24 protein-coding genes are annotated in these 25,726 nt (G+C 71.5%); 12 read left to right on the top strand and 12 right to left on the bottom strand.

Annotation, left to right across the window (positions count from 1 at the left end):
* Positions 1 to 105: 105 nt before the first annotated feature.
* Together ACFU8W_RS29475 and ACFU8W_RS29470 are read right to left on the bottom strand one after the other, a co-directional pair.
* Positions 106 to 1,023, bottom strand: coding sequence for a DMT family transporter (locus tag ACFU8W_RS29475; protein ID WP_384043364.1), 918 nt, complete (start codon positions 1,021 to 1,023; stop codon positions 106 to 108).
* 362 nt (positions 1,024 to 1,385) lie between these two features.
* Positions 1,386 to 2,003: a dihydrofolate reductase family protein gene (locus ACFU8W_RS29470; protein ID WP_384043361.1), complete on the bottom strand. Its 618-nt coding sequence runs from the start codon at positions 2,001 to 2,003 to the stop codon at positions 1,386 to 1,388.
* A gap of 213 nt (positions 2,004 to 2,216) precedes the next feature.
* On the opposite strand from ACFU8W_RS29470, the gene ACFU8W_RS29465 reads away from it, so the two are divergent.
* Together ACFU8W_RS29465 and ACFU8W_RS29460 are read left to right on the top strand one after the other, a co-directional pair.
* A complete protein-coding gene (locus ACFU8W_RS29465) occupies positions 2,217 to 2,957 on the top strand; it encodes an SDR family NAD(P)-dependent oxidoreductase (protein ID WP_384043358.1) in 741 nt (246 codons plus the stop codon).
* A gap of 88 nt (positions 2,958 to 3,045) precedes the next feature.
* Complete coding sequence (locus tag ACFU8W_RS29460) at positions 3,046 to 3,876, top strand: aldo/keto reductase (protein ID WP_384043355.1); 831 nt, start codon at positions 3,046 to 3,048, stop codon at positions 3,874 to 3,876.
* A gap of 18 nt (positions 3,877 to 3,894) precedes the next feature.
* Here the strand turns inward: ACFU8W_RS29460 and ACFU8W_RS29455 are convergent, their stop codons facing one another.
* The 3 genes from ACFU8W_RS29455 to allB form a co-directional block, all read right to left on the bottom strand.
* Positions 3,895 to 4,224: a putative quinol monooxygenase gene (locus ACFU8W_RS29455; RefSeq protein WP_345511429.1), complete on the bottom strand. Its 330-nt coding sequence runs from the start codon at positions 4,222 to 4,224 to the stop codon at positions 3,895 to 3,897.
* Positions 4,225 to 4,377: 153 nt separating this feature from the next.
* Positions 4,378 to 5,493 carry an allantoicase gene (alc, locus tag ACFU8W_RS29450; RefSeq protein WP_384043352.1) on the bottom strand — a complete coding sequence of 372 codons (1,116 nt, stop codon included), beginning with the start codon at positions 5,491 to 5,493 and terminating at the stop codon, positions 4,378 to 4,380.
* Between the two features lie 2 nt (positions 5,494 to 5,495).
* Complete coding sequence (gene allB / locus ACFU8W_RS29445) at positions 5,496 to 6,839, bottom strand: allantoinase AllB (protein WP_384043349.1); 1,344 nt, start codon at positions 6,837 to 6,839, stop codon at positions 5,496 to 5,498.
* Between the two features lie 353 nt (positions 6,840 to 7,192).
* Between allB and ACFU8W_RS29440 the strand changes: the two genes are divergently transcribed.
* Entirely contained in the window at positions 7,193 to 7,993 is an 801-nt protein-coding gene (locus ACFU8W_RS29440) for an IclR family transcriptional regulator (RefSeq protein WP_345511433.1), read from the top strand.
* A 61-nt stretch (positions 7,994 to 8,054) separates the two neighbouring features.
* Here ACFU8W_RS29440 and ACFU8W_RS29435 read toward each other — a convergent pair whose 3' ends face one another.
* The gene (locus ACFU8W_RS29435; protein WP_384043345.1) at positions 8,055 to 8,735 is read right to left on the bottom strand and encodes an ABC transporter ATP-binding protein; all 681 of its coding nucleotides are present in this window, start codon (positions 8,733 to 8,735) and stop codon (positions 8,055 to 8,057) included.
* Positions 8,732 to 9,829: an ABC transporter permease gene (locus ACFU8W_RS29430; RefSeq protein WP_384043342.1), complete on the bottom strand. Its 1,098-nt coding sequence runs from the start codon at positions 9,827 to 9,829 to the stop codon at positions 8,732 to 8,734. The genes ACFU8W_RS29435 and ACFU8W_RS29430 overlap by 4 nt, the downstream gene beginning before the upstream one ends.
* Before the next feature lie 111 nt (positions 9,830 to 9,940).
* On the opposite strand from ACFU8W_RS29430, the gene ACFU8W_RS29425 reads away from it, so the two are divergent.
* Both ACFU8W_RS29425 and ACFU8W_RS29420 read left to right on the top strand, forming a co-directional pair.
* Positions 9,941 to 11,149 carry a sensor histidine kinase gene (locus tag ACFU8W_RS29425; protein ID WP_384043338.1) on the top strand — a complete coding sequence of 403 codons (1,209 nt, stop codon included), beginning with the start codon at positions 9,941 to 9,943 and terminating at the stop codon, positions 11,147 to 11,149.
* The gene (locus ACFU8W_RS29420) at positions 11,146 to 11,781 is read left to right on the top strand and encodes a response regulator transcription factor (protein WP_345511438.1); all 636 of its coding nucleotides are present in this window, start codon (positions 11,146 to 11,148) and stop codon (positions 11,779 to 11,781) included. The genes ACFU8W_RS29425 and ACFU8W_RS29420 overlap by 4 nt, the downstream gene beginning before the upstream one ends.
* A gap of 24 nt (positions 11,782 to 11,805) precedes the next feature.
* Here the strand turns inward: ACFU8W_RS29420 and ACFU8W_RS29415 are convergent, their stop codons facing one another.
* Entirely contained in the window at positions 11,806 to 12,120 is a 315-nt protein-coding gene (locus ACFU8W_RS29415; RefSeq protein ID WP_384043334.1) for a DUF5955 family protein, read from the bottom strand.
* Positions 12,121 to 12,323: 203 nt separating this feature from the next.
* On the opposite strand from ACFU8W_RS29415, the gene ACFU8W_RS29410 reads away from it, so the two are divergent.
* From ACFU8W_RS29410 to ACFU8W_RS29395, 4 genes are all read left to right on the top strand, one after another.
* The gene (locus ACFU8W_RS29410; RefSeq protein WP_384043330.1) at positions 12,324 to 12,926 is read left to right on the top strand and encodes an NTP transferase domain-containing protein; all 603 of its coding nucleotides are present in this window, start codon (positions 12,324 to 12,326) and stop codon (positions 12,924 to 12,926) included.
* A gap of 245 nt (positions 12,927 to 13,171) precedes the next feature.
* The gene (gene aceB, locus ACFU8W_RS29405) at positions 13,172 to 14,791 is read left to right on the top strand and encodes a malate synthase A (RefSeq protein WP_384043328.1); all 1,620 of its coding nucleotides are present in this window, start codon (positions 13,172 to 13,174) and stop codon (positions 14,789 to 14,791) included.
* A 194-nt stretch (positions 14,792 to 14,985) separates the two neighbouring features.
* A complete protein-coding gene (locus tag ACFU8W_RS29400; RefSeq protein WP_384043325.1) occupies positions 14,986 to 15,600 on the top strand; it encodes a TetR/AcrR family transcriptional regulator in 615 nt (204 codons plus the stop codon).
* Between the two features lie 60 nt (positions 15,601 to 15,660).
* A complete protein-coding gene (locus ACFU8W_RS29395) occupies positions 15,661 to 16,899 on the top strand; it encodes an FAD-dependent monooxygenase (protein ID WP_384043324.1) in 1,239 nt (412 codons plus the stop codon).
* A gap of 81 nt (positions 16,900 to 16,980) precedes the next feature.
* Here the strand turns inward: ACFU8W_RS29395 and ACFU8W_RS29390 are convergent, their stop codons facing one another.
* Positions 16,981 to 17,976: a fibronectin type III domain-containing protein gene (locus tag ACFU8W_RS29390; protein ID WP_384043321.1), complete on the bottom strand. Its 996-nt coding sequence runs from the start codon at positions 17,974 to 17,976 to the stop codon at positions 16,981 to 16,983.
* Between the two features lie 168 nt (positions 17,977 to 18,144).
* Between ACFU8W_RS29390 and ACFU8W_RS29385 the strand changes: the two genes are divergently transcribed.
* A complete protein-coding gene (locus tag ACFU8W_RS29385) occupies positions 18,145 to 18,726 on the top strand; it encodes a TIGR03086 family metal-binding protein (protein WP_384043319.1) in 582 nt (193 codons plus the stop codon).
* Positions 18,727 to 18,878: 152 nt separating this feature from the next.
* Here the strand turns inward: ACFU8W_RS29385 and ACFU8W_RS29380 are convergent, their stop codons facing one another.
* Both ACFU8W_RS29380 and ACFU8W_RS29375 read right to left on the bottom strand, forming a co-directional pair.
* Positions 18,879 to 21,014, bottom strand: coding sequence for a hypothetical protein (locus ACFU8W_RS29380; RefSeq protein WP_384043316.1), 2,136 nt, complete (start codon positions 21,012 to 21,014; stop codon positions 18,879 to 18,881).
* A 125-nt stretch (positions 21,015 to 21,139) separates the two neighbouring features.
* Positions 21,140 to 21,823 (bottom strand): alpha/beta fold hydrolase, encoded by a 684-nt coding sequence (locus ACFU8W_RS29375; RefSeq protein WP_384043313.1) that lies wholly within the window; start codon positions 21,821 to 21,823, stop codon positions 21,140 to 21,142.
* A 108-nt stretch (positions 21,824 to 21,931) separates the two neighbouring features.
* On the opposite strand from ACFU8W_RS29375, the gene ACFU8W_RS29370 reads away from it, so the two are divergent.
* Both ACFU8W_RS29370 and ACFU8W_RS29365 read left to right on the top strand, forming a co-directional pair.
* Positions 21,932 to 22,735, top strand: coding sequence for a chitosanase (locus tag ACFU8W_RS29370; RefSeq protein WP_384043588.1), 804 nt, complete (start codon positions 21,932 to 21,934; stop codon positions 22,733 to 22,735).
* 362 nt (positions 22,736 to 23,097) lie between these two features.
* Positions 23,098 to 23,997, top strand: a complete 900-nt coding sequence (locus tag ACFU8W_RS29365) for a chitosanase (protein ID WP_384043310.1) — start codon at positions 23,098 to 23,100, stop codon at positions 23,995 to 23,997.
* A gap of 75 nt (positions 23,998 to 24,072) precedes the next feature.
* Here the strand turns inward: ACFU8W_RS29365 and ACFU8W_RS29360 are convergent, their stop codons facing one another.
* Complete coding sequence (locus tag ACFU8W_RS29360; RefSeq protein WP_384043308.1) at positions 24,073 to 25,515, bottom strand: nucleobase:cation symporter-2 family protein; 1,443 nt, start codon at positions 25,513 to 25,515, stop codon at positions 24,073 to 24,075.
* Positions 25,516 to 25,726: the final 211 nt, after the last annotated feature.

The raw sequence follows: 25,726 nt of genomic DNA, 5'->3' as shown, positions 1-25,726 counted from the left end.
ACGCAGTCGCCGCAGAACGTCGGTGACTGACGACAACGCCGCGGGTGGAGTCGCGGGGCCTCGGGAGCCGGCTCCCTGTCGTGGGGGAGGCCGCAACCGGCCGGCTCACGGGGCAGCGGCGGCGCGACGCCCCCAGCCCGTCCCGGCGAGGACGAGCACCGCGCCCACCACGCCCAGGACCCCGAGCCGTTCTCCTCCGATGGCGATGCCTGCGGCGGCGGCCCACAGAGGTTCCGTACCGAGCAGCAGGCTGACCCGGGACGGCGAGGTGCGGCGTACCGACCACATCTGCACGAAGAACGCGAAGAGCGTGCAGAAGACGGAGAGGAAGAGCAGCCCGCCCCACTCCCGGACACCGAACTCCGAGGCCACCGCCCACGGCGACGCCCCCGTACCGGGCACGCCGGCGAGCACGGCGAAGACGGCGACTGCGCTGCCGAGCTGCACCGTGGTGAGCGACAGCGAGTCGGCGCCCTGGACGGACTTGATGCGGGCCATCAGCAGCACGTGGAGGGTACGGGCGAGTGCGGCAACCAGCATCAGCAGATCGCCCATCGAGGGGCTGGTGAAACCGCCGCCCTGGGTCAGCAGCACCACACCGGCGACGGACAGCGCGGCGGCGGCGAGGAAGGCCCTGGGCGGCCGGACCCGGGTCACCGCGGCCTCGGCGAGCGGTGTGAAGATCATGGTGAGGCTGATGATGAGGCCGGCGTTGGTCGCCGAGGTGTGCACGACGCCGTACGTCTCCACGAGGAAGATCCCGCTGAGGACCGACCCCAGCAGCCCCGCGCCGCGCCACTGCGCCGCGCTGAGCGCCCGCAGCCTGCGCCATCCCGTGGCGGCCAGCACGGGCAGCACGATGACGAATCGCAGGACGAGGACCGCGATGACGGTCTGCGTGGTCGTGATGCCCTTGGCGGCGAGATAGCTGGCGCCCCAGACGACCGCGACGAGCAGCACGGGCAGATCGGTGAGCCAGGCCCGGCGCGGTGGTGCGAGGGCGGGCAGGGCGATCGAGGACACCTGGTTTCTCCTGGCACTCGTGGTTCTCGTGATGCTCCACAGCGGGAACCATGGGGAGACCGCACCGGCTCACCCGCGGAACGATCACGGTACCGGGAGGTCCCCGACCCCGGGAACATCTGTCCCACCCCTCGGGCGTGGCCTGCGCTCCTGCACGAACGGGCCCGGGACCCGGGGTGAAGGGGACGCGCGCAGTGGTCACCTGGCGGACGGGCGGGTCCAGCGGCGGGCACGGTGAACGGCGAGCGGGCGGCGACGCGTTCGGTCTCCCGCCCTGCCCGGCGAGGGCGGCGCCAGGACCCTCGTCCGCATCCCGACGAGGCGCGGAAGGCCGCCCGGCCGGGCGGGCGGGCGGGCGCCGTTCAGTCGTCGACCGAGCCGAACCGAGCCCGGCCGACGGGCCGGTAGGTGTGGATCGCGATGCCTTTGGGGGTGGTGCGGGTGCCGGTCAGCGCGAACGCGGTGGGCAGCCCGCCCTCCGGGAAGAGCCGACGGCCGCGGCCGAGCACAACGGGGTAGGTCAGCAGGTTGTACTCGTCGATCAGGTCGTGCGCCATCAGGGACTGGGCGAGCGTGCCGCTGCCGTGGATCTGCAGCTCGCCGCCCACGGTGCGCTCCTTGATCCGGGCGACCTCCTCGGCGACATCGGCGGAGACGACGGTGGTGTTCTCCCAGTCGGCCTTCTCCAGCGTGGTCGACACGACGAACTTGGGATACGGGTTCAGCCGGCCGGCGATCGGGTCGTCCGGGTCGGTGACCCGGGGCCAGTACGCGGCGAAGATGTCGTACGTACGACGGCCCAGCAGGAACGCCGCCGACCGGTCGAGTACCTCGATCATGAACTGCCCCATGCCCTCGTCCATGAAGGGCGCGAGCCAGCCGCCGTACTCGAATCCGCCGCTCGGGTCCTCGTCGGGGCTGCCGGGCGCCTGCATGACACCGTCGAGGGACAGAAATGTGGTGAGGGTCAGCTTCGCCATGGTCCTTCTCCTTCCGGGCCGTCCGGCTCCTTCGGGGCCGTCCGGGCGGTCATGCACCGTCGTCTCTTCCGACCCCGCTTTCGCCCGGAACTCATCGGTCCACCCGACGGAGCTTCCGCCGCGTAGGTGTCCGTTTCCCGCCGGTCACCGCACGGCGAACGGACTTTCCTTGTCCCTGTCGAAACAACAGCCCCGACCGACAAGGAACCCGCCATGAACAGCACCGACACCAGGACCGCACTCGTCACCGGCGGCAGCCGCGGCATCGGCGCCGCGACCGCGCTGCGGCTCGCCCAGGACGGCGCCGATGTGGCGCTGACGTATGTACAGGACGAGGACGGCGCCCGTGAGATCGTCCAAAAGATCGAGGCGTACGGCCGCCGCGCGCTCGCCCTGCGCGCCGACTCGGCCGACCCCGAGGCGGTCCCGGCGGCCGTGCACGAGGCCGCGGACACGTTCGGCCGGCTCGACATTCTCGTCAACAACGCGGGCATCGGCGTCCTCGGCCCCATCGGCTCACTCACCCCGGCCGATGTGGACCGGGTGCTGGCCGTCAATGTCCGGGCGGTGTTCCTCGCCTGCCGGGCGGCGGCCACCCGGATGGAGCGCGGCGGTCGCATCATCTCCGTCGGAACGGCCCTGAGCAGGCGCGCGGGCGGTCCGGGCGGCACGCTCTACGCCATGAGCAAGTCGGCGCTCGCCGGTCTCACCAAGCCGCTCGCCCATGAGCTCGGCCCGCGCTCCATCACGGTGAACCTGGTCCAGCCCGGCCCGATCGACACGGACCTGAACCCGGCCGACGGCCCGTACGCCGCCGGACAGCGCGTCGGCACCGCCCTGGACCGCTTCGGTACGACGGCTGAAGTGGCCTCCCTGATCTCCTACTTGGCCGGTGACGAAGCGGCGTACATCACCGGTACGGAGGTGGTGGTGGACGGCGGCCACGCGGCCTGACCCGTACTCCGCCCGGCCGCGCCCTCCCTGTCCCGTGCCCCTGTCCGTCCTACCCTGGTCAGGATGGTTTCGAACGACAAGGGAGATCATGACCGAGACCCCGGTTCACCCCCTGGGCGGCGGCCGCACCCTCCCCGCCGTCGGGCTCGGCACCTGGCCGATGAAGGACGACGCGGCGGAGGAGGCGGTGGCCGGAGCGCTGGACCTCGGATACCGGCTCATCGACACCGCACTCAATTACCGCAACGAGACCGGCACCGGACGCGGGATCGCCCGCAGCGCTGTGGCGCGCGAGGACATCGTCGTCACCACCAAGGTTCCGGGCAGGCATCAGGGTTACGAGCAGACCCTGGCGTCGTTCGAGGAGTCCCGCCGCAATCTCGGGCTCGACTACGTGGACCTGTATCTCATCCACTGGCCACTGCCCCGGGTGGATCTGTACGTCGACACCTGGAAGGCGATGATCCAGCTCCGCAAGGACGGGCTGGTGCGCTCGATCGGCGTCTCCAACTTCACCGCGTCCCAGCTCGACCGGCTGGAACGGGAGACCGGAGTGCTGCCCGCCGTGAACCAGATCGAGATGCATCCGCGCTTCCCGCAGGAGGAGCTGCGGGCCGTGCACGCCGCCAAGGGCATCGTGACCGAGAGCTGGAGTCCGCTGGGCCGCGGCCGCAATCTCCTGGCGGACCCCGAGCTCGTCGCCGTCGCCGCGGCACACGGGGTGACCCCCGGTCAGGCCGCGCTGCGTTGGCACACCCAGCTGGGGGCGGTCCCGATCCCGAAGTCCTCCGATCCGGGGCGGCAGCGCCAGAATCTGGAGATCTTCGGCTTCGAACTGACGGCGGACGAACTGGCCAGGATCTCCGCCGGACCGCGGCGGCGGTACGGCGGAGACCCGGATGTCCACGAGGAGTTCTGAACCGTCAGGACTCACGGATTACTGACGGCTGGGCGTGAGCTCCGCCATCCGGGACCAACCGTCGCCCGGCACCTCGACATTGATGATCTCCGGGGCCACGGCGACGAGGTCCGCCATCAGGTCCATCGCCGCCGCGAAGTGCTCGGACTTCACATGCGCCTCTCCGGCCTCGGGGGACGCGAAGGCCTCCAGGAGCACGAACTGGTCCGGGTTCTCGACGCTGTACGACCACTCGAAGAACAGGTTGCCCGGCTCCTGACGGGTGGCAAGCGTGAAGGGCTCGACGGCGGGCAGCCAGTTGTCGCGCTCTTCGCTGTGGACGGTGAACTTGACGGCGATGAAGATCATGACGACTCCTGCTCGGGATGTGCGACGCACCCAGGGTCCCATAAGCCCTGGATGCGGACGCATCGGGCACACCCGAGGGGGTGGCGGGAGCCGCCGCGCACGAAGGAGTGACGTGCGCCGCCACCCGCGAGGCGGCAGGGCCGCCCGTCCTCGTCAGCCGCCCAGTTCCTGGTGGCGGGCGGCCAGTCGTGCCGCCCCTTCCTCCGTCAGCGAGCCGAACAGTCGCAGTCGTGAGATACCGCCGTCCGGGAAGATGTCGATCCGGACGTGCGTGGCGCGCACGGTCTCCGGGAGGACGAAGCGATGGTTCGTGTCGGGCTGCAGCCGGGTCCGCGGCAGGACCTCCGTCCAGTCGCCGCTCGTCCCGTCCCGCACCGAAAGGCTCGCCCAGCCCGCCGAGTTGCCCTTGAGACAGGCGGTGTCGATCTCGACGGCCCGGATCTCCGCCTGCTCGGCGAGCCTGTAGCGGATCCAGTCGTTGCCCTTGTCGCGGCGGCGTCGGGTCTCCCAGCCGTCGTCCATCTTGCGGGAGCGACCGGGCTGGATGGTGTTGGTGGCCGGGGAGTAGAAGCGGTCGGAGGCGTCCTCGACCTGGCCGCCGTTCTCCAGCGCGGCGAGGTCGAAGGTGGCGAGGGCGGCCAGCCAGGCGGGGTCGGGGGCGACCTCTCCGTAGACCCGGAGGCGGGCGATCCCGCCGTCGGGGTGCTGGTTGACCCGCAGATGGGTGACGCGCCGGTCGGTGTCGACCGCGAAGCCGTTGGCCGCGTGGCCGCCGACGGCCGTACGGAGTATGAGGGTTGTCCACTCCACGTCCGGTGCGAGGAGTTCCTCGGGGGACGGGGAGCCGGGCACGGAGGCCGCTTCGACGGAGACGGCCTGCGGGTGGTTGCCGCGGAAGTGGGCGGTGTCGACGACGATGCCGCGGACGACGCCGGGCGCGCCGAGCCGTACCAGCGCCCAGTCGTGGTCCTCGTCCGAGGGGTGCGGCTGCGCGGCACTGACGCCGCGGCGGCGACGGGTCTCCCAGCCGTCCATGATCTTGCCCTTGTGCCCGAAGTGCTCCGGGTCGAACTCCGCGGGCCCCGGCTTCAGCAGGTTCTCACGCTCGGCGAAGAACTCGTCGTTGGCTGCGATCACACCCGCGCCGAGCCGCCGGTCGGCGAGATCGACGAGGTGGGTGAAGGGGAAGTCGGCGGTGCGGTAGTCGGCGTACGGGTCGCCGCCCGAGTACGGGTCGGCGGCACCGGTGAAGTGCGCTGTCGCCGTCATGGTCAGTGGTTCCTTTCGAGGAGACGGCCGGTGGGCTCGGCAAGGACGCCGCCGGCCGCGATCCGCCGCCCGCGCAGCCAGGTCGACTTCACCACACCGTGCAAGGTCTTACCGGCGTAGGCGGTGACCTGGTTGCGGTGGAAGAGCTCGGCGGGGTCGACGGTGAAGGTCTCGTCGGGGGCGAGGACCGCGAAGTCGGCGTCGCGCCCGGCCTCGATGGCGCCCTTGCGGGTCAGTCCGGCCAGCTCGGCGGGGGCGGCGGACATCCAGCGGACCACGTCGTCGAGCGAGTGGCCGCGCCGGCGCGCCTCGGTCCAGATGGCGGGCAGTCCGAGCTGGAGGGAGGAGATGCCGCCCCAGGCGGAGGCGAAGTCCGGCGTCTTGAGGTCCGCGGTGCAGGGCGAGTGGTCCGAGACGATGCAGTCGATCGTGCCGTCGGCGAGCCCGGCCCAGAGCGCATCCTGGTTGGCGGCTTCCCGGATCGGCGGGCAGCACTTGAACTCCGTCGCCCCGTCAGGGACTTCCTCCGCGGTGAGGGTGAGGAAGTGCGGGCAGGACTCGACGGTGACGCGTATGCCCTCCCGCTTGGCGGCGGCGATCAGCGGCAGCGCGTCGCCGGACGACAGGTGCAGGACGTGAATGCGGGCGTTCAGCCGCCTGGCGTGCGCGATGAGGCTCTCGATGGCGGTGTTCTCGGCGTCGCGCGGCCGGGAGGCGAGGAAGTCGGCGTAGGCGGGTCCGCTGCGCTGCGGCGCGGCCGCCAGGTGGTGCGGGTCCTCGGCGTGCACGATCAGCAGTCCGTCGAAGCCGGCGATCTCGGCCAGGGAGCGGGCCAGCTGCTCCTGGTCCAGCTCCGGGAACTCCTCGACCCCGGAGGGCGACAGGAAGCACTTGAAGCCGAAGACCCCGGCCTCGTACAGCGGCCGCAGGTCCTTCACGTTGGACGGGATCGCGCCGCCCCAGAAGCCGGTGTCGATGTGCGCCTTGGCGGCTGCCACCTGCTGCTTGGTACGCAGATGGCCGACGGTGGTGGTCGGCGGGAGGGAGTTGAGGGGCATGTCGAGCAGGGTGGTGATCCCACCCGCTGCGGCGGCGCGGGTGGCGGTCCAGAAACCTTCCCACTCGGTGCGGCCGGGGTCGTTCACGTGGACATGGGTGTCGACGAGGCCGGGCAGCAGGACGTCGTCGCCGAAGTCCTGGAGCCGGGCACCGGCCGGCACCTCGGTGTCGTACGGCAGGACGGCGTCGATCGCACCGGCTGCGACGGCCACCGCCGCGGGGCGCGTCCCCTCGGGGGTGACGACGCGCGTCGAGCGCAGTACCAGGTTCACGTCCGCACCGGACACCCGTGCTCCTCACTTCCGCATGGTCGGCGGCTCACGGCCACCGAAAGAATTCAACGAACTGTTGAAGGAGTCTTCACTCGGGATTCGAGCCCGTCAAGACCCCACCTTCCTCGCCGGACGGCGAGCGGACCACCCGCACACCCGATTGGAGATTTCCACAAAGTAAAAGACTCTTTTCGAGGAGCGGAACGTAGCATGGGCCAGGTGCGGCATCGCGGAACGGTCCGGCTGATCCCGGACTCCCGGACAAACAGGCCCTGACCGGCCAGGACGCCGCACCGGGTGCAGTGTGCCGATCGGGAACCTCCCGGTAGGCTGCTGCCTTGCCCATCCGCCTCGAAAGGACCGTTGACGTGCCGCCGTCCCACGCCAGCACATCCGACTCCAAACCCGCCGGTTCCAGCGGCGGTGTGCAGTCACTTGAGCGCGCCTTCGATCTGCTGGAACGGATGGCCGACGCCGGGGGCGAGGTCGGACTCAGCGAACTCTCCGCGAGCAGCGGACTTCCGTTGCCCACCATTCACCGGCTGATGCGCACCCTGGTCGCCTGTGGCTATGTACGCCAGCAGTCCAACCGGCGCTATGCGCTCGGCCCGCGCCTGATCCGGCTCGGCGAGTCCGCGTCCCGGCTGCTCGGGACCTGGGCCCGTCCGTATCTCGCGCGGCTCGTCGAGGAGACCGGCGAGACGGCGAACATGGCGCTGCTCGACGGCGACGAGATCGTGTACGTCGCCCAGGTGCCGTCGAAGCACTCGATGCGGATGTTCACCGAGGTCGGCCGCCGGGTGCTCCCCCACTCCACCGGGGTGGGCAAGGCGCTGCTCGCACACACCCCGCCGGAGGAGGTACGGGCGCTGCTGGCCCGCACCGGAATGCCGGCCGCCACCGAGAAGACGATCACCACCCCGGACGGTTTCCTGGACGCGCTCGACCAGGTCCGCCGGGCGGGCTACGCGGTCGACGACAACGAGCAGGAGATAGGGGTCCGCTGCCTGGCGGTCTCCGTACCCAACTCCCCCACCTCGGCCGCGATCTCGATCTCGGGCCCGGCGGGACGGGTGACGGAGGCGGCGACGGAACGGATCGTGCCGATCCTGCAGCAGGTCGCGAAGGAGCTGTCCGACGCGCTGGCCAGCAGCGGTCCGACCGGCTGAGACCCTACGGACACAGCGGTGCCCGCCGGGCAGGCCCCGGCGGGCACCGACATGTTCCGGGTCAGCTGGGCACCGCTTCCGTCAGCCGCCCGTCCCGCATCACCACCGTCCGGTCCGTCCGTTCCAGATGCATCCGGTCGTGGGTGACCAGTACGGTCGCCGTCGACCGTTCCCGGGTCAGCGCGATCAGCAGCTCCAGTACCGCCGCGCCGCGCTCATGGTCGAGAGCGCTCGTCGGCTCGTCGACCAGGAGTACCGCCGGATCGTTCATCAGCGCCCGCGCGATATTGATCCGCTGGCGCTGACCGCCCGACAGCTGGTGCGGCCTGCGGCCCGCCTTGTCGGCCAGACCGACCGCGTCGAGGAGCTCCAGCGCCCGCCCGCGGGCGCCGCGCGTGGTGCCGCCCGACAGATGGGTCATCACCTGAAGCTGTTCGACGGCGGTCAGCGACGGCAGCAGGTTCGGCTGCTGGAAGACGATGCCGATGCGTTCGCGGCGCAGCGCCGCCTTCTCCGCGCGTCCGAGTCCCGCCGTCTCCCGGCCCGCGACCACGACCTGCCCCTCGTCCGGCGTGACCAGCGTCGCGGCCACCGCGAGGAGGCTGGACTTACCGGAGCCGGACGGTCCGACGACCGCGGTGAGTGAGCCCTCGGGGACGTCGAGCGAGACCCGGTCGAGTGCGGTGAGCCGGCCGTCGCCGTCGGGGTAGGTGAGGGTGACATCGGCGAGGGTGAGGGTCATCGGGCACTCCCGAGTGCGGTGAGCGGGTCGACGGCGGTGATCCGCCGGATGGACAGTGCCGCCCCGAGGGCACCGAGGGCGATCATGACGGCCGACGGAACGAGGACGGTCGCCGCGTCGAGGACGAACGGCACGGCCCCGCCACTGACCACCGCGCCGATGCCCGAGGCGAGCGCGGTGCCCAGTCCCGTACCGATCGCCAGCATCACGACCGCCTGCCCGAGCGCGTCGCGCAGGAGGTACGGGGTGGAGGCGCCGAGCGCCTTGAGGACGGCGACGTCGCCGCTGCGCTGGATCGTCCAGACGGTGAAGAAGGCCCCGATCACCAGGGCCGAGATGGCGAAGAGGAAGCCGCGCATCAGCTGGAGCGAGCCGTTCTCGGCCTGGTAGGAGCCGATGGCGGTGAGCGAGTCGTCGAGGGAGAGCGTGCTGGTGCCGGCCGCCGTGTCACCGGCGGCCAGGTCGGCGTCGCCGGTGGTGGTCAGGGCGATCACCGTGGCGTGCGGCGCGCCGCCGGTCCCGCTGTCCGCGAAGCGCTGCCAGTCGTCGAGCGAGGTCCACACGACCGGCGTATGGCTGTACGAGGCATCTCCCGCGACGGCCGCCACACGCACCTCGACGCGGCCGAGTCGCACCCGGTCGCCGACGGCCGCGCCGAGCTCGTCGGCGGCCTGCTCCGAGAGCACGACCCTCCCCGGGGCGACGCGCGCTGCGCCGGCCGTCGGGGCAAGGCCCGAGTCCTGCTCGACACCGAACGCCGACACGGCAGCCGTCCCCTCCCCTCCAACGGCGGCGGCGTTGAGCGTACGGATGCCGAGGGGCCGTGCGGCACCGACACCGGGCCGCTCGGCCCAGCTCCGCCACGCACTCTCCCCGACGGTCGAGTTGGTGAAGGACACCGACTGGCCGTCGGGCGGGGCGGCGAACGCGAGGTGGTCGGCGTTCAGCCCCGTGACGGCCGAGGTGTTCTCCCTGGCCAGACCGGCCGTAAGACCGGACAACAAGCCCACGAGCAGCGTGATCAGCACCACGACCGTGCCCATGAGCGCGAACCGGCCCCTGGCGAACCGGAGATCTCTCCATGCGACGAACATGGCTCCAGCCTCGGTCGGCCGGCCCGCGAAAACATCGCACGCCGGTGGGGCCTGACATCAACCTTTCGATTGACCGGCCGCGGACGCCGCGCGTCTACGCTGGAACGCATCATGGATTCGCGTTCGCACACCCCGGTCGCCGCCGCACTGCGGCTGTGTCTGCACGCATTGCTGCTGGGACTGCTGGCGCTCGCCGCGGTGCCGGCCGTGAGCGACGGCGCATCCAGCGCGACCGCCGTGGTCGCGCTCGCCTGCGTCATGGCCGCCGTCTACGCGGCGGGCGCGCTCGCCCCCGCCGTGCAGCCGCAGAACAGGGCGGCCGCCCTGTGGCTGTCGCTCCTCGGGGCGCTCTGGCTTGCGCTTCTCGTCCTCTCGCCGGACGCCCTGTGGCTGGCTTTCCCGCTGTACTTCCTGCAGCTGCATCTGCTGCCGATGCGCTGGGGTCTGCCCGCCGTCGTCGTCACCGCGGCGGCTGCCATCACCGGCTTTGTGCTGCACGGCGGGCAGATCACGCCCGGCGCGTTCATCGGGCCACTGCTCGGTGCGGCGGTCGCGATCGCCACGGTCCTCGGGTACGACGCGTTGTTCCGGGAGAGCGAGCGGCGCCGCAAGCTGATCGAGGAGCTGGTCTCGACCCGGGCGGAGCTGGCCGTCGCCGAGCGCACGGCGGGAACGCTCGCCGAACGCGAGCGGCTGGCCCGCGAGATCCACGACACACTCGCACAGGGCCTGTCCAGCATTCAGCTGCTGCTGCGCGCCGCCGAACGCACCCTTCCGCCGGACGCCCCCGCCACCGCGCATGTGCGCCGGGCCCGCGAAGCCGCGCAGGAAAATCTTGCCGAGGCCCGCCGCTTCGTACGCGCCCTCTCCCCGCCCGATCTGGAGAACGGTTCGCTCGCCGGCGCCCTCGAACGCCTCTGCGCGCGTACCACCGGACCGGATCTGACGGTGCAGTTCGCGGTCAGCGGGACGCCGGTGGAACTGCCGACGCCGTACGAGGTGGCGCTGCTCCGCACCGCCCAGTCGGCGCTGGCCAACACGGTGCAGCACGCCGCAGCCCGGCGCGCGGAGATCACGCTCAGCTTCATGGACACCTCGGTGTCGCTGGACGTCGTGGACGACGGCCGGGGCTTCTCGCCGGGCGCACCCGCGGTCTCGAGGGACACGGAGACCAGCGGTTTCGGTCTCCCCGCCATGCGGGCCCGGGCCGGTTCGCTCGGCGGCACGCTGAGTGTCGAATCGGCCCCCGGCCAGGGCACCGCCCTGGCGCTCACCCTCCCCCTCCCGCTGCCCGGGTACGAAGAGAGGTCGGCCGCATGAGTGCCACCCCCATCCGCCTGCTGCTCGCCGACGACCATCCGGTGGTGCGTGCGGGGCTGCGGGCCGTCCTCGACACCGAGCCGGACTTCCGCGTGGTCGCCGAGGCCGACACCGCCGAGCGGGCCGTGGCACTCGCGGCGACGGGCGAGTTCGACGTCGTGCTGATGGATCTCCAGTTCGGGACGGGCCTGCACGGCTCGGAGGCCACCGCGGCGATCACCGCGGCGCCCGACGCGCCCCGGGTCCTGATCCTCACCACTTACGACACGGACGCCGACATCCTGGCGGCCGTGGAGGCGGGAGCGAGCGGCTACCTCCTCAAGGACGCCCCGCCCGAGGAGCTGGCGGCAGCGGTGCGCACGGCGGCGGCCGGCCGCTCGGCGCTCGCCCCGGCCGTCGCGCACCGGCTGATGGACCGCATGCGGACGCCCGCGGAGGCCCTGACCAAGCGCGAGCTCGAGGTGCTGCAACTGGTCGGTGAGGGACTGTCGAACCTGCAGATCAGCAAGGCGCTGTTCCTCAGCCAGGCGACGGTGAAATCGCACCTGGTACACATCTACGCCAAATTGGGCGTCGACTCCCGCACGTCGGCGGTGGCTGCGGCAACGGCACGGCGGCTCATCCGCCGCTGACCCCCGCCGCACCCCCTCCCGTACTCAGCGGCGCATCGGCTCGCCGAAGAGATCCACGGCGACCCGCACGTCCCTGAGTGCGGATGCCAGCGCGCTGACCGAGCCGATCGCCCCCGCGATCAGCAGCAGTGAACGGCGCAGCCGCGGAATCTCGGGCACACCGGTGGCCGCCATCGCGTCCAGGGCCGCCAGTTCGTCCTCGGCGATCCCGCGGTCGGGGAACTCGGCGGGATGCCCCGCCAGCTCACGGCGGAGCCGCGAGACGGCCGTACGCAACTCCGTCACCCTCGGGTCCTCGTCACCGCTGGTCACCCGCGTCTGCCCCACGCTTCGCAACAAAGCACTCCCCCTCGCACCTCTTTGTGCCAGTGTTTCGCCCCTGCCCCGGACCTTGGTCAAGTGTCCGGGGGTGCGGGCAAGTTAACGCCATGAAAGGTGCCGTGCGCCACTCCGGGGACTGAATTCGGGGTGACCACGAGGGGACGCGGGCCACGGCCGGGTCGGGTAGGAATTCATGGGCACGGTGAGGTATTCAGGGCCTCATGGCTCATTCATCTCACCCCGTCGTCGCAGGTCTGCTGCTCGCCGCCGGCGGTGGCCGGCGGCTCGGCGGCCGGCCGAAGGCGTTGCTGGAACACCGCGGGCGGCCGCTCGTCGAGCACGCCATACGCATTCTGCGGGAGGGCGGATGCGACCCCGTCCATGTGGTGCTCGGCGCCGCGGCGGACGAGGTGCGGGCGCGGGCGGACCTCTCGGGATGCGCGGTGACCGTCAACCCGCATTGGCCGGAAGGCATGGGTTCCTCACTGCGGGCAGGGCTCGGCGCGCTCTCCGGTACGGAGGCGGACGCGGCGCTCGTCCTCCTGGTCGACCAGCCGGGCATCGGTGCGCAGGCGGTGGCGCGGGTCCGGTCTGCGTACCGCTCCCGGGTGACGCTGGCGGCAGCCTCGTACGACGGGGAGCGAGGCCATCCGGTGCTGTTCGGTGCCGACCGGTGGACAGGCATCACAGCGGGTGCCGTGGGCGATCAGGGGGCGCGTGCGTACCTGCGGGCGCACCGCGATGCGATCACCCTCGTCGAGTGTTCCGATGTGGCGGAGGCCTACGACATCGACACCGCGGAGGACCTGAGGCACCTCGACTGAACGGGCTGTGCGCGCGCTGGCACGCTGCGCCACCCCCACCCCACTTGTGTCGACCCGGAGAATCTCGACATCAACAAACCATTGAACTTCCACCATGAGGAAACTACTATCCACTGGTCAGAAGCGCTCTGTACCCCAGACGGCGCCCACGGCCGTATCCCGGAGCCCTGGCACGCCGTGCCATAGAGGCGACCCGGCGGCCACGAAGGCGCCACCCGCACCGCCCGCTGAAGGAGTGACAGCTCATGTCCGCACCAGCGCCGTCCCCGCTGGCCATCGTCGATGCCGAGCCCCTGCCCCGGCAGGATGAGGTCCTGACCGACGCGGCCCTCGCGTTCGTGGCCGAGCTGCACCGGCAGTTCACGCCCCGCCGTGACGAGCTGCTCGCCCGCCGCGCCGAGCGCCGCGCCGAGATCGCCCGCACTTCCACGCTGGACTTCCTGCCCGAAACGGCGGCGATCCGCGCGGACGACTCCTGGAAGGTCGCCCCGGCCCCGGCGGCGCTGAACGACCGCCGGGTGGAGATCACCGGTCCGACCGACCGCAAGATGACCATCAACGCCCTGAACTCGGGCGCCAAGGTCTGGCTCGCCGACTTCGAGGACGCGTCCGCCCCCACGTGGGAGAACGTCATCCTCGGCCAGCTCAATCTGATCGACGCCTACGAGCGCCGCATCGACTTCACGGACCCCAGGTCCGGCAAGTCGTACGCGCTGAGGCCCGCCGACGAGCTCGCCACGGTCGTCACCCGCCCCCGCGGCTGGCACCTGAACGAGCGTCACCTCCAGCTCGACGGCACCCCGGTGCCGGGCGCGCTGGTCGACTTCGGCCTCTACTTCTTCCACAACGCCCAGCGCCTGATCGACCTCGGCAAGGGCCCCTACTTCTACCTCCCGAAGACCGAGTCGCACCTGGAGGCCCGCCTCTGGAACGACATCTTCGTCTTCGCCCAGGACTACGTCGGCATCCCGCAGGGCACGGTCCGCGCGACCGTCCTGATCGAGACAATCACCGCCGCGTACGAGATGGAGGAGATCCTCTACGAACTCCGCGACCACGCCTCCGGGCTGAACGCGGGCCGCTGGGACTATCTCTTCTCCATCGTCAAGAACTTCCGTGACGGCGGCTCGAAGTTCGTCCTGCCGGACCGCAACGCGGTGACGATGACCGCCCCGTTCATGCGCGCGTACACCGAACTCCTCGTCCGCACCTGTCACAAGCGTGGTGCGCACGCGATCGGCGGCATGGCGGCATTCATCCCGTCCCGCCGCGACGCCGAGGTCAACAAGGTCGCCTTCGAGAAGGTCAAGGCCGACAAGGACCGCGAGGCGAACGACGGCTTCGACGGCTCCTGGGTCGCCCACCCGGACCTCGTCCCGATCGCGATGGCCTCCTTCGATGCGGTTCTCGGCGAGAGGCCGAACCAGAAGGACCGCCTGCGCGAGGACGTCTCCGTGGCGCCGGGTGACCTGATCGCCATCGACACCCTGGACGCCAAGCCCACGTACGACGGCCTGCGCAACGCCGTCGCCGTCGGCATCCGCTACATCGAGGCGTGGCTGCGCGGCATGGGCGCCGTCGCCATCTTCAACCTGATGGAGGACGCCGCCACCGCGGAGATCTCCCGCTCGCAGATCTGGCAGTGGATCAACGCGGACGTGGTCTTCGAGAACGGCGAGCACGCCACGGCGGACCTGGCCCGCAAGGTCGCCGCCGAGGAACTCGCCGCGATCCGCGAGGAGATCGGCCAGGAGGCATTCACCTCCGGCAAGTGGCAGCAGGCCCACGACCTGCTTCTCCAGGTGTCGCTGGACCAGGACTACGCGGACTTCCTGACACTGCCGGCGTACGAGCAGCTGGTCTGAGCCGCTCCGACTCCGTAGAGCTTTCCGCCCCCGGTACCGCACAGCACCGGGGGCGGAGCGCTGCCGCCCGGTCGGCCCTCACCCCGCGCTCGACGAGAGGCCGTGTGATGGCAGATTCTGCCACATAGGCAATTCCTGCCGACCAGTTGCAGGGCCCTCGAGGGCATAACCTGACCCGCATGCAAGGTGGCTCGTTGACGGAGCGGCGCAAGGCCGCGACCCGCTTGGACATCGCCCGTACGGCGGCGGCGCTCTTCGTGGAACACGGCCTGCGGACCACACGCGCCGAGGACATCGCTCGCGCCGCGGGCGTCGCCCCACGCACCTTCTACCGCTACTTCGCGACCAAGGAAGAGGCCGTCGCGCCACTGCTCGCCGCCGGCGCCCAGCAGTGGGCGGAGGCGGTGCGGGACGCCCCGAGCGTACTGTCCCTGCCCGATGCGATGCGGCACGCGGCGGCCCGCGCACTGGTCCCGGCGTCCGGTGACACGGCGGCCGCGGAGTCCCTGGAGTGGGTGCGGTCGCTGCTGAGGATGGCGGCCGACAGCCCGACTCTGCGGTCGGTATGGAACGACGCCTGCCACGAGTCCGAGGCCACCCTGGCGACCGTGCTCGCGGCGCGGGCCGGTCTCCCAGACGAGGCGGACCCGCTGGACATCCGGCTGACCGCCGGGGTCGCCAGTGCGGCGGTGCGGGTGGCCGTGGAGGCCTGGGCGACGAGCGACGCCCGGGCGGACGGGCCGCTGGGGCCCGCGGCATTGGCGGCACGCTGCCTGACCTCCGCGGAGGGCGCGCTCCGCGGGGTTTGACCGTCCACTGCGGGTGGGGAGTCAGAGGTGTGGTCCGTGGGGCAGCCGAGGAGACATCAGATGCGTGGAGGCCGGGTCGTCGTCGTGGGCGGCAGCGTCGCCGGATGCGCCGCCGCACTGGCCGCGCACCGAGGCGGCGCCGACGAGATCGTGGTCCTGGAGCGCGCGCCGGGCCGGTTGGCGGAGCGGGGCGTCGGGCTGGCCGTGCACGACGACCGTTACGAGGAGCTTCGGTCGGCCGGGTATCTGGACGCGGGGATGCCCTGGATCCAGCTGAACCGCCGGCGCTGGTACGTACGCGGAGAGGGCGGCGCACCCCTCGGACAGCTGATCGGCGAGATGCCCTTCCCGTTCCGTACGTACAACTGGGGTCCGCTCTGGCAGGAACTGCGGACCCGGGTTCCGGGCGAGGTCGACTTCCGTACCGGCACCACCGTCGGGGCGGTGCGGCACACCCCGGACGGGGTTGCGTTACGCATCACGGGCGTCGACGGCAGCGACCGTACCGAGGTGTTCGACTTCGCCATCGGTGCGGACGGATACCGCTCCCTCGTCCGCACCGAGGTCTGCGCCGGGCTCGTCGCCGCGGCTCGCCCCGAGTACGCCGGGTATCTCGCATGGCGCGGCGCCTTCCCCGTCTCCAGGATGTCCGCCGCCGACCGGCGGCTGTGGGACGTCGAGGAGTGTGCGTACGCCGTCTTCCCCGGCGGCCACGTGATCGTCTACCGCATCCCGGACGCCACCGGCGGCCAGCGGGTGAACTGGGTGCTCTACACCGCTCCTCCCCCGGATCTCGAACTGTCGTTGGAGACTCCGACGAGCCTGCCGCCCGGCACGCTCACCGACGCCTTGCACTCCCATCTCGCGCATATCGCCGCCGAGTTGCTGCCACCGTACTGGGGCGGCCTGGTCGGCCTGACCGCGCCGGACGAGCTGTTCGTCCAGCCGCTGTACGACTTCACGGCGCCGCGCTACGCCACCGGCCGGCTCCTGCTGACCGGCGACGCGGCGACCGTGGCCCGCCCGCACACCGGCGCCGGTGCGGTCAAGGCGCTCCAGGACGCGACGGCACTGGAGTCGGCGCTCAGGTCCGCACCCCACTGGGCCGAGGCACTCCGTACGTACGACTCCGAGCGCACCGCGGCCGGCCGGGCCATGGTGGAGCTGGGGCGGCGACTGGGGCAGGCCCTGGTGGAAGCCACACCGGAGTGGGGATCGATGGATTCGTCGGCGCTGGATGCCTGGTGGCAACGGGCCGCCGTGGGCGGCGGGTTCGGTGGCCGCGCCCTGAAGGCGTGACCCCCGAACGGGAGGTTTCCTGGATCGATGGCCCGTTCGGTGCGGCTTCCCGCTCGCCCTGTCCGTCCGCGTGCGTCCCTGTCAGCCGCCGAGGACGACGGTGCGCCGGGCGGAGAAGTCACCCCACTTCCCGTCCGGGAGCTTGGCGCGGATCCTCATCGAGTACCGCGTGCCGCGCGGGTCGCCGACGGTCAGCCGGTAGCTCGCCCGCCCCTTGGGCGGCTTGCCGCCCCACACGATCGTGGTGGTCAGCCGGCCGTCGATGAAAAGCTGGTACGCGGGGATCTCGCCGCCGGTGTCCGGCTGCTTCCAGTCGAGGTCGATCACGTACTCCTTGCCCTGCACATGGCTGTCGGTCCGCAGCTCGGTGGGGGCGGTATTCGCCGGGGCGCCCGGGGCGGACGGGGTGGTGAGGTCGAGGTCGTTGCTGTCCGGCGAGGACGTGTCGGCGGCGTCGCGGGCCCGGACGGTGAAGGTGTAGACGGTCCCGGGGCGGAGCCCGGTGAGGTGGGCCGTGGTCTGTGTGCCGGGCACGCTGTGGATACGGGAGTCCTCCTGGTAGATGTCGTACGAGGTGACGCCCACGTCATCCGTCGAACCTCCCCAGGACAGGGTGGCCGAGCGTCCGCCGTCGGCCGTGCCGCGCAGCTCGACCGGGCGGGTCGGCGGCCCGTGGTCGGCAGGCGCGGGGGCGGGGGTGGTGACGGCGACGGCTTTGCTCGGGGCGGAGAGGTTCCCGGCGGCGTCGCGGGCCCGGACGGTGAAGGTGTAGGCGGTCGAGGGGGTCAGTCCGTCGACGTCGGTCATCTGCCGGGTCGCCGCGACGGACGTGACCTGTTTGCCCGTGCGGTAGACCTCGTAGCCGGTGATCGCCTTGTTGTCGGAGGACCGGTTCCACATGACGTGGACGGAGGTGGCGCTGCCGGCCTGCGCCGTCACCCCGCCGGGCGCGGTCGGTCGCTGCGTGTCGGCGGCGTCGGCGGTCCCGCCGCAGGCGGTGAGCATGGCGAGGAGCAGGGCGGCGGAGGTGGCCAACGCGGCGTGTGCGTGGGGGCGTTGCACGGTCTTGCCTTCCATCCGGCAGCAATGGTCTGGACCTATATGACACTGCTGGCGGGTCCACGACAAGAGGATGGGGCGGTACGTTCCGCACATGCCGGTGCGGAACGTGGACTCCCCGCGCGAGAACCGATGAGTTCCGGGTGCCGGAGCGGTCTGAAGAGTATGGATACCGAAAACAAAACGATGCCCACGGCCGATCTGGGACCTGCCGCACGCCAGATCGCCGCACTGCTCGACGGCATCGAGGAGAAACAGCTGACCGACCCCACCCCCTGTCCCGACTATGCGGTACGGGAGCTGCTCGCCCATCTGGTCGGGCTGAGCACGGCCTTCCGCGACGCGGCGCGGAAGGACCTCGGGCCGACCACCGACAGCTCGTCGGCCGCCGCACTGCCGGTCCTCGGCGACGACTGGCGGGAGGCACTGCCGCCCCTGCTGGACGAACTGGTGACAGCCTGGCGCGACCCTGCCGCCCGGCAGGGGATGACCAGGGCGGGCGGTGTGGATCTGCCGGGCGAGGTGGCCGCGACGGTCGCACTGAACGAACTGGTCGTCCACGGCTGGGACCTGGCCCGGTCCACCGGGCAGGCGTACGAGGCGGACGAGGCGAGCCTGCGGGTGTCGCTGGCCATGCTGACGCCCCGCGACGACATCCCGCGACCCGACATCTTCGGACCGCCGGTCCCCGTACCGTCCGACGCGCCCCTCGTCGACCGGGCGATCGCCATGAGCGGCCGGCACCCGGACTGGCAGCCCGGGGGCTGACGTCTGCGCGGGACGGCCACCGCCGGAGGGGCGTGGCCGGGCCCGCCCCACGACCGGCCGATACGGCGGGCCGCGCCGGAGGTCCGGTGCGGCCCGCCGGTCCGTCCCGTCTCGGCGTTGACTGCGGCGCGCAGGCGATTCCGCACGCGTGGTCAGCGCGGTCGCAGCGTACGCACCGCCTCGCGCGCCCGGTCGCGCAGTCGTTCGTCGGCCGGGGCGATGCCTGACTCCAGTCCTGACGCCGTCACCCGCAGGTCCCGTTCGGCGAGGGCGGTCAGCCGGTTCAGGTGGTCGTCGGTGAGGGCGGTCGGGCCGAGGGCAACCAGGGCTTCGATGGCGGTGACGGGTTCGGCGTCCGCCTCTGCGGCGTCCAGGAGCAGGCCGGCCAGCCGAGGGGCGTCGAGGGACTCGGGTGCGATCGTGTGCAGGGCAAGTACCGCGGCCGGGGTCTGTTGCCGGTCCGTCAGCAGGCCCTCCAGCGCGGGGACCAGCGGGCGGGCGGCCTCTCCGATGAGGGCCGCCGCTCGCGCGGCGCGGATGAACGTCCAGCGCATCCAGGCCGGTTCGACCTCCGCGAGCACCCCGGCGAGCACCGGCACCGCCTCCTCGGCGTCCCCCGTGATCCGCCACAGCGCAACGGCGATCTCGACATCGCCGTCCAGCTGCGGGATGGTGCGGTTCGGCTCGGGGACACTGAGCGCGGACCGCAGGGCGGGCACCAGATCGGCTGCCTCCGGGCCCAGTTCGCCGGCAGTGCTCGCAGCCTCCCGCACGTCGTAGCCCCCCTCGGCGAGCCGTGCGGCCGTCGCTGCCAGCAGGGGACCGGTGTCGCCGGTCAGCTCGTGCACCGCCCCGGCCGCCGCGAGCCTGCCCGCCTTCGGTCCGGAGCGGGCCGCGGTCGTCAGGAGCTCCGCCGCCTCCGCGCGGTGTTCCGGCGGGCAGACCGCCACCAGCGCCCTGGGGACGACCTTCGGGAACCGCGCCAGCGCGGACCGCAGTTCGGGCAGGGCCGAGGATGCCCGGCTCCCCCAGGCGGTGAGCAGGGCCGTGAGCCAGAACGGCTCATTGCCCTCGAGATCGTCCGCGACGAGGCGGACACGGATCGCGTCCAGCAGGTCGGGGTCGTACGGGAACGAGAGGGCAGCTGCCCCTCGGACCGGGAAGCCGCATACGGCACCGAGCGCGCGCGGGCGCTGCCCCAGGTCGCGCGCAAGGAGCGGCGCGGCCTGCGCGGGGGCCACGGCGACAAGCGCTTCGAGGGCCTGGTCCGCCGGATCACCCTGCCCTGCCGCGAGTTGGGCCAGGACCGGGGCGGCCGCCGCTCCATGGACGCCCAGCTTCCGGAGGAGCGAGTACGCCGCGGGCACGGCAGCCGGGTCGGCCGTCAGGGCACGCAGGGGCGCGGCCAGCCGTTCGGGCGCGCTGCGCGAGAGCTGACAGGCGGTCTCGGCCGCCCACAGCGCCTCGGCGCGGGCGTCGGGGTCGGAGCTGCGCAGTGCCCCGTCGAGCAGGCCGTAGGCCGCTTCGCGGTCCTCGGGGGTGTCACGGAGCAGCAGGGAATCGACGACATACTGCAGCGGCTCGTTGCGCTCCTGGTCGAGGCGGGTCCGGACCAGCCCGTCGGCCGGGAGGAGCATCAGCATCGCCTCGTGGTGGGCCGGACCCCAGGGCCGGCCCGCGTCGACGCCGGCCAGCAGGGCCGCGATCCTCACCTCGCCCGGCTCGCCGGCACCCATGGCTTCGGTTGCCTCGGCAACGCTGCCTGCCGGGTCCAGATGGGCGATGGCTCCGAGGAGTTCGGCCCGGACAAGGGGGTCCGTCTCCTCCGCCCAGCGCCTCCGGAGCACCGGCAGCACCTGACCGGACGCCCCCGTCATGGCCCCGGTCCACGCGGCGGCCTGCCGCAACCCGGGATTCTCGTCGGCGATCCAGCCCAGGATCAAAGGCAGCTGGGCGACGACGGCTGCCCGGCAGGCGGCTTCATCCGTCTCTCCCTGGTCCTCGCCGCCCTCCGCGATCCCACCGAGCAGCACCAGCAGATCCTCCGTGCGGTGCCCGGCCTCCGCGAGCCGCGCCAGATACGGCACCGCGTGGGCCGTCGCCTCGTACACCGATCCCTGGTGCAGGATGCTGCCGTACAGCTCGGAGAGCGCCTCGGACGCCGCGTCCTCGTCGTCCCCGGCGAGCGCCCGCAGGCAGTCGGGCACATCGGCGGCGCTTCCGTACGCATGCTGCAGCTCGGCCCACGGCTGGGCGTCGACCTCGGCGAAGAACAGTGCAAGCTCCATACGGACGATCTTGGCACCCGGCACCGACAACGCCCCGGCCGGGCCACTCCCTCATGCCGACCGGTGCGGTTTCGCCGGCTCCGATCCTCCGGTCGCCCGATCGGATGACGCCGGCTGCCGGGGTTTCAGCTGGTGAAGAACTCGGTGATCTGCTGGGCGACCTGGTCGGCGTGGGTCTCGTGGACCCGGTGGCCGCCGCCGAGCGTGATCAGCCGGCAGTCCGGGATCAGGGAGGCCATGTCGGCCAGCCGGCCCTGCGGCATGGTGCTCTCCGGGCCGCCGGCGATCACCAGCGTCGGCGCGACGATCTCGCCGAGTCCCTGCGCCCACTGCGGGTCGGGGTCGGCGACCTGGGCCCGGATGGGCGCGACGACATTCCAGTCGTAGTCGACCGGCCCTTCGGGCTGCGCGGCGGGCCGCGGCTCACTGGGGAACGGCGGCGGGGTCTCCACCAGCACCAGGCGCTCCACCCGGTCCGCGTGCTCCTGGGCGAGCAGATGGGCGACGACGCCGCCCATGGAGTGGCCGACAAGACCGACGCGGTCGAGCTCGCACTCGTCGAGGAAGCCGAGGACGTCGTCCCTCATCAGCTCGAAGGAGTACTCGTCGGGCCAGTCGCTCTCCCCGTGCCCGCGCAGGTCGAGGGCGTACACCCGCCATTCCTCGCCGAGCAGGCTCCCGACCGCTTCCCAGCTCGCGGCGGAACCGCCGAGGCCGTGCAGCAGGACGACGGGCGAGCCGAACGGGTCGCCCCAGGTCCGGTACGCGAGCCGGACGTCGCCGACATCCACAACAGACTGATTTTCCATACCCCCGACGCTACAGTCGAACGGACCAAGATCCCTCTCCGTGCCTGGCAGGCTGGAGAAGTGAAGGTCATTCCGCGTTCCCGGCTCGCCCCCGCCACAGCTCCGTTCATCGCTCTGGTCACGGTGACCGCCCTGCTGACGGGGTGTTCCGGGCGCTCGCCCGGGCGCTTTTCCGGCAATGGCTCCCCGGCGGCCGGGCTGGACGATCCGGCGAAGAAGGAGATCGCCATGCAGCTGGTCTCCAGCGCGGAGAACTCCACGCTCGGCTGGAAGGCGCAGTACAAGTACATCGAGGACATCGGCGACGGCCGCGGCTACACCGCGGGCATCATCGGCTTCTGCTCCGGCACCGGCGACATGCTGAGGGTCGTCGAGCGGTACGCGTCGGCGCACCCCGGCAATCCGCTGGAACGGTTCCTGCCCGCTCTGCGCGCGGTGAAGGGCAGCGACTCGCACGACGGCCTCGGAAGCCCGTTCACCGACGCATGGGTGGAGGCGGCCGCCGACCCCGCGTTCCGATCGGCGCAGGACGCCGAACGGGACAGCTCGTACTTCGATCCGGCGGTCGAACAGGGAAAGGACGACGGTCTCGGCGCCCTGGGCCAGTTCATCTACTACGACGCCTATGTGATGCACGGGGGCGCCGACTCGGACGGCACGGTCGGCTTCCGTACGATGCGCCGCGAGGCTCTCGACTCCGCCGAACCGCCGTCCGCGGGCGGCGACGAGGTGACGTATCTGAACGCCTTCCTCGATGCCCGGGTCGCCGCGATCCGCAAGGAACCCTCGCACTCCGACACCAGTCGCGTCGAGACGGAGCAGCGGGCCTTCGTACGCGAGGGCAGACTCCAGCTGGAAACGCCGCTGGAGTGGAAGGTGTACGGCGACAGCTACCGTATCGACGGACCCTGAGCCCGCGATCGGCGGTCTGCGCGGTCGAGGAAAACGGGGTCAAAACCTCAACTGCCACGCCCAGTAGGGGCATTGACCCATGGGCGACCCGCAGGGTGGCCCCACGGGCGTATGGATCCACGTGACCTGCCCCGACTGCTGACAGCCATCGGTCAAAGGGTGTCCGCCCCTGATCCGCAGGCCGCTCCGTACGGCCCCGCACCGCGAGTCCGGCACGTGGTGCGGGGCTTTTCCGTAGCCGGGGCAGGACTCGACTCGCTTGCGCCGAACGAGTGCACGACTCTCACTCCACCACGACTCTCACTCCGCTCTGGTAGGAAAGCTTCCTAGCGGATCCGGAACGACGAACTCCCTTTGGAGGAATGGTGCCCGCTTCCCATAAGCACGCCGCACGTCATAAACACGCCGCACGTCGCAACACTCGCCCCGCACGGCTCACGCTGGTCGCATTCGGGGTGACCCTCACGGCGGCACCCGCCACCGCCTACGCCGGCGCCCCCACGCATCCAGCCCTGCGCCACGAGGTCTCCTCCACCCGGAAGGCGGCTGCCGCCACCGGGCTGGACAATCCGGCGAAGAAGGAGATCGCCATGCAGCTGGTCTCCAGCGCGGAGAACTCCACGCTCGACTGGAAGGCGCAGTACAAGTACATCGAGGACATCGGCGACGGCCGCGGCTACACCGCGGGCATCATCGGCTTCTGCTCCGGCACCGGCGACATGCTCGACCTCGTCGAGCTGTACACCCGGCGCAAGCCGGGCAACGTCCTCGCGAAGTATCTGCCCGCTCTGCGGGAGGTGAACGGCACCGACTCGCACGAAGGCCTCGACCCGAACTTCGCCGAGGACTGGGTGACCGCCGCGTCGGACCCCGCCTTCAAGCAGGCGCAGAACGACGAACGGGACCGGGTGTACTTCAACCCGGCGGTCGATCAGGGGAAGGCCGACGGCATCGGCGCACTCGGCCAGTTCGAGTACTACGACGCCATCGTCACGCACGGCGACGGCAGCGACAGCACGAGCTTCAGCTCCATCCGCAAGCGCGCGCTCGCCAGGGCGAAGCCGCCGTCGCAGGGCGGCGACGAGGTGACCTACCTCAACGCCTTCCTGGACGCGCGGGTCTGGGCGCTGCGGCAGGAGGGGGCCCACTCGGACACCAGCCGGGTGGACACCGCCCAGCGGGTCTTCCTGAGGGAGGGCAATCTGAACCTGGATCCGCCGCCGGAGTGGAAGGTGTACGGCGACAGCTACCACATCGCCTGACCGCCCGGACCTGCCCGGAATACGTCTGTGGCGCGTACGGCTCCCGCCGTGCGCGCCACAGCGCCGTAGCCGGACTCAGTGCGCGCCCACCGGAGCCGTTGCCGGGACGGGGGGCTCCTCCTCGTTCCCCTCCTCCGGCTTCCTGCCCAGGTGGTTGAAGGCCAGGTTGAGGACGATCGCCACGACGCACCCGGTGGAGATCCCCGAGTCCAGCACGACGAGGAGGTCCTTGGGGAACGCGTGGTAGAACTCCGGCGCGGCGATCGGGATCAGGCCGATGCCGACGGCGGCCGCGACGATCAGCGCGTTCTCCCCCTTCTCCAGGGCGGCGGTGGCCAGGGTCTGGATGCCGCTCGCGGCGACCGAGCCGAAGAGCACGATGCCCGCACCGCCGAGCACCGGCAGTGGGACGAGCGCGATGACGGACGCGGCCACGGGGACCAGACCGAGCACGATCAGGATGACGCCACCCGCGGCAACGACGAACCGGCTGCGCACCTTGGTCATCGCGACCAGACCGATGTTCTGCGCGAAGGCGCTGCACATGAAGCCGTTGAAGAGCGGGCTGACGGCGCTGCCGAGGGTGTCGGCGCGCAGACCGCCCTCGATGGTCCGCTCGTCCGCCGGCCGGCCGACGATCTTGCCGAGGGCCAGCATGTCGGCGGTGGACTCGGTCATGCAGACGAGCATCACGATGCACATCGAGACGATGGCGGCCATCTCGAACTGCGGTGCCCCGAAGTGGAACGGGGTCGGGAAGCCGATCAGGTCGGCATCCCCGATCGCGCCGAAGTCGGTGATGCCGACCGGGATCGCGATCAGGGTGCCGGCGACCAGACCGAGCAGGATCGCGATCTGCTGCAGGAAGCCGCGCAGCAGTTTGCGCAGGGCGAGGACGATGACCAGGGTGACGGCGGCCATGGAGATATTGGTCGTCGACCCGTAGCCGTCGGCCGTCGCGTTGCCGCCCTGGGACCAGTTGAAGGCGACCGGCAGCAACGAGACGCCGATCAGGGTGATGACGGTCCCGGTGACGACGGGCGGGAAGAAGCGGACCAGCTTGCAGAAGTAGGGGGCGAGTACGAAGCCGAGGAGACTGGCGACGAGGATCGCACCGAAGATGACGGCGATGCCGTCGTGCCCGCGATCCTTGCCGATCGCGATCATCGGTGTCACCCCGGCGAACGAGACGCCGTTGACGAACGGCAGCCGGGCGCCGATGCGCCAGAAGCCGAGGGTCTGGAGCAGGGTGGCGATGCCCGCGGTGAAGAGGCTCGCCCCCATCAGGAAAGCGGTCTCCTTGGCGGTGAGTCCCACGGCGGGTCCCACGATCATGGGCGGTGCCACGACGCCCGCGTACATCGCGGCCACATGCTGCAGTCCGCTGGTGAACATCTTCAGTGGGGGGAGGGTCTCGTCGACCGGATGCTTGCCGCCGGAGATCTGCGGGTCATCCGGTACGGGCTGCTGGTCGGGAACTGCGACTGCGTCGTTGCGAAACCTGGGCTGTGCTGCCACGGCGGTTCCTCCGGTCGGGTACACGTCAAGGCGACGTGGGTGTCAGGGAGGTGGTGCAGGTGGTGCAGGTCGTGCAGCTGGTGCGGCAGCTTGGGTCACCGGTCCGGCGAACACGCACTTCTGAGTGCGTGGTGGCCGGCCCGGCCGCCGGGGGGCCCGCGCGGGGCGACCGCCGCCGGCCCGGGGGCGGCCCCCCCCCGCCGCGCGGGGT

The organism is Streptomyces sp. NPDC057565, assembly GCF_042801455.1.
Lineage (GTDB): Bacteria > Actinomycetota > Actinomycetes > Streptomycetales > Streptomycetaceae > Streptomyces > Streptomyces yanii.
This window is presented reverse-complemented; position numbering and strand designations above follow the sequence as displayed.

What these genes read in the sequence shown, in the direction of transcription:
- aceB (WP_384043328.1), top strand. Translation starts at nt 13,172, where the DNA reads ATGTCCGCACCAGCGCCGTCCCCGCTGGCCATCGTCGATGCCGAGCCC.
- alc (WP_384043352.1), bottom strand. Translation starts at nt 5,493, where the DNA reads ATGACGGCGACAGCGCACTTCACCGGTGCCGCCGACCCGTACTCGGGC.
- ACFU8W_RS29420 (WP_345511438.1), top strand. Translation starts at nt 11,146, where the DNA reads ATGAGTGCCACCCCCATCCGCCTGCTGCTCGCCGACGACCATCCGGTG.
- ACFU8W_RS29470 (WP_384043361.1), bottom strand. Translation starts at nt 2,003, where the DNA reads ATGGCGAAGCTGACCCTCACCACATTTCTGTCCCTCGACGGTGTCATG.
- ACFU8W_RS29435 (WP_384043345.1), bottom strand. Translation starts at nt 8,735, where the DNA reads ATGACCCTCACCCTCGCCGATGTCACCCTCACCTACCCCGACGGCGAC.
- ACFU8W_RS29455 (WP_345511429.1), bottom strand. Translation starts at nt 4,224, where the DNA reads ATGATCTTCATCGCCGTCAAGTTCACCGTCCACAGCGAAGAGCGCGAC.
- ACFU8W_RS29365 (WP_384043310.1), top strand. Translation starts at nt 23,098, where the DNA reads ATGGTGCCCGCTTCCCATAAGCACGCCGCACGTCATAAACACGCCGCA.
- ACFU8W_RS29380 (WP_384043316.1), bottom strand. Translation starts at nt 21,014, where the DNA reads ATGGAGCTTGCACTGTTCTTCGCCGAGGTCGACGCCCAGCCGTGGGCC.
- ACFU8W_RS29465 (WP_384043358.1), top strand. Translation starts at nt 2,217, where the DNA reads ATGAACAGCACCGACACCAGGACCGCACTCGTCACCGGCGGCAGCCGC.
- ACFU8W_RS29375 (WP_384043313.1), bottom strand. Translation starts at nt 21,823, where the DNA reads ATGGAAAATCAGTCTGTTGTGGATGTCGGCGACGTCCGGCTCGCGTAC.
- ACFU8W_RS29385 (WP_384043319.1), top strand. Translation starts at nt 18,145, where the DNA reads ATGCCCACGGCCGATCTGGGACCTGCCGCACGCCAGATCGCCGCACTG.
- ACFU8W_RS29390 (WP_384043321.1), bottom strand. Translation starts at nt 17,976, where the DNA reads ATGGAAGGCAAGACCGTGCAACGCCCCCACGCACACGCCGCGTTGGCC.
- ACFU8W_RS29430 (WP_384043342.1), bottom strand. Translation starts at nt 9,829, where the DNA reads ATGTTCGTCGCATGGAGAGATCTCCGGTTCGCCAGGGGCCGGTTCGCG.
- ACFU8W_RS29460 (WP_384043355.1), top strand. Translation starts at nt 3,046, where the DNA reads ATGACCGAGACCCCGGTTCACCCCCTGGGCGGCGGCCGCACCCTCCCC.
- ACFU8W_RS29425 (WP_384043338.1), top strand. Translation starts at nt 9,941, where the DNA reads ATGGATTCGCGTTCGCACACCCCGGTCGCCGCCGCACTGCGGCTGTGT.
- ACFU8W_RS29395 (WP_384043324.1), top strand. Translation starts at nt 15,661, where the DNA reads ATGCGTGGAGGCCGGGTCGTCGTCGTGGGCGGCAGCGTCGCCGGATGC.
- ACFU8W_RS29410 (WP_384043330.1), top strand. Translation starts at nt 12,324, where the DNA reads ATGGCTCATTCATCTCACCCCGTCGTCGCAGGTCTGCTGCTCGCCGCC.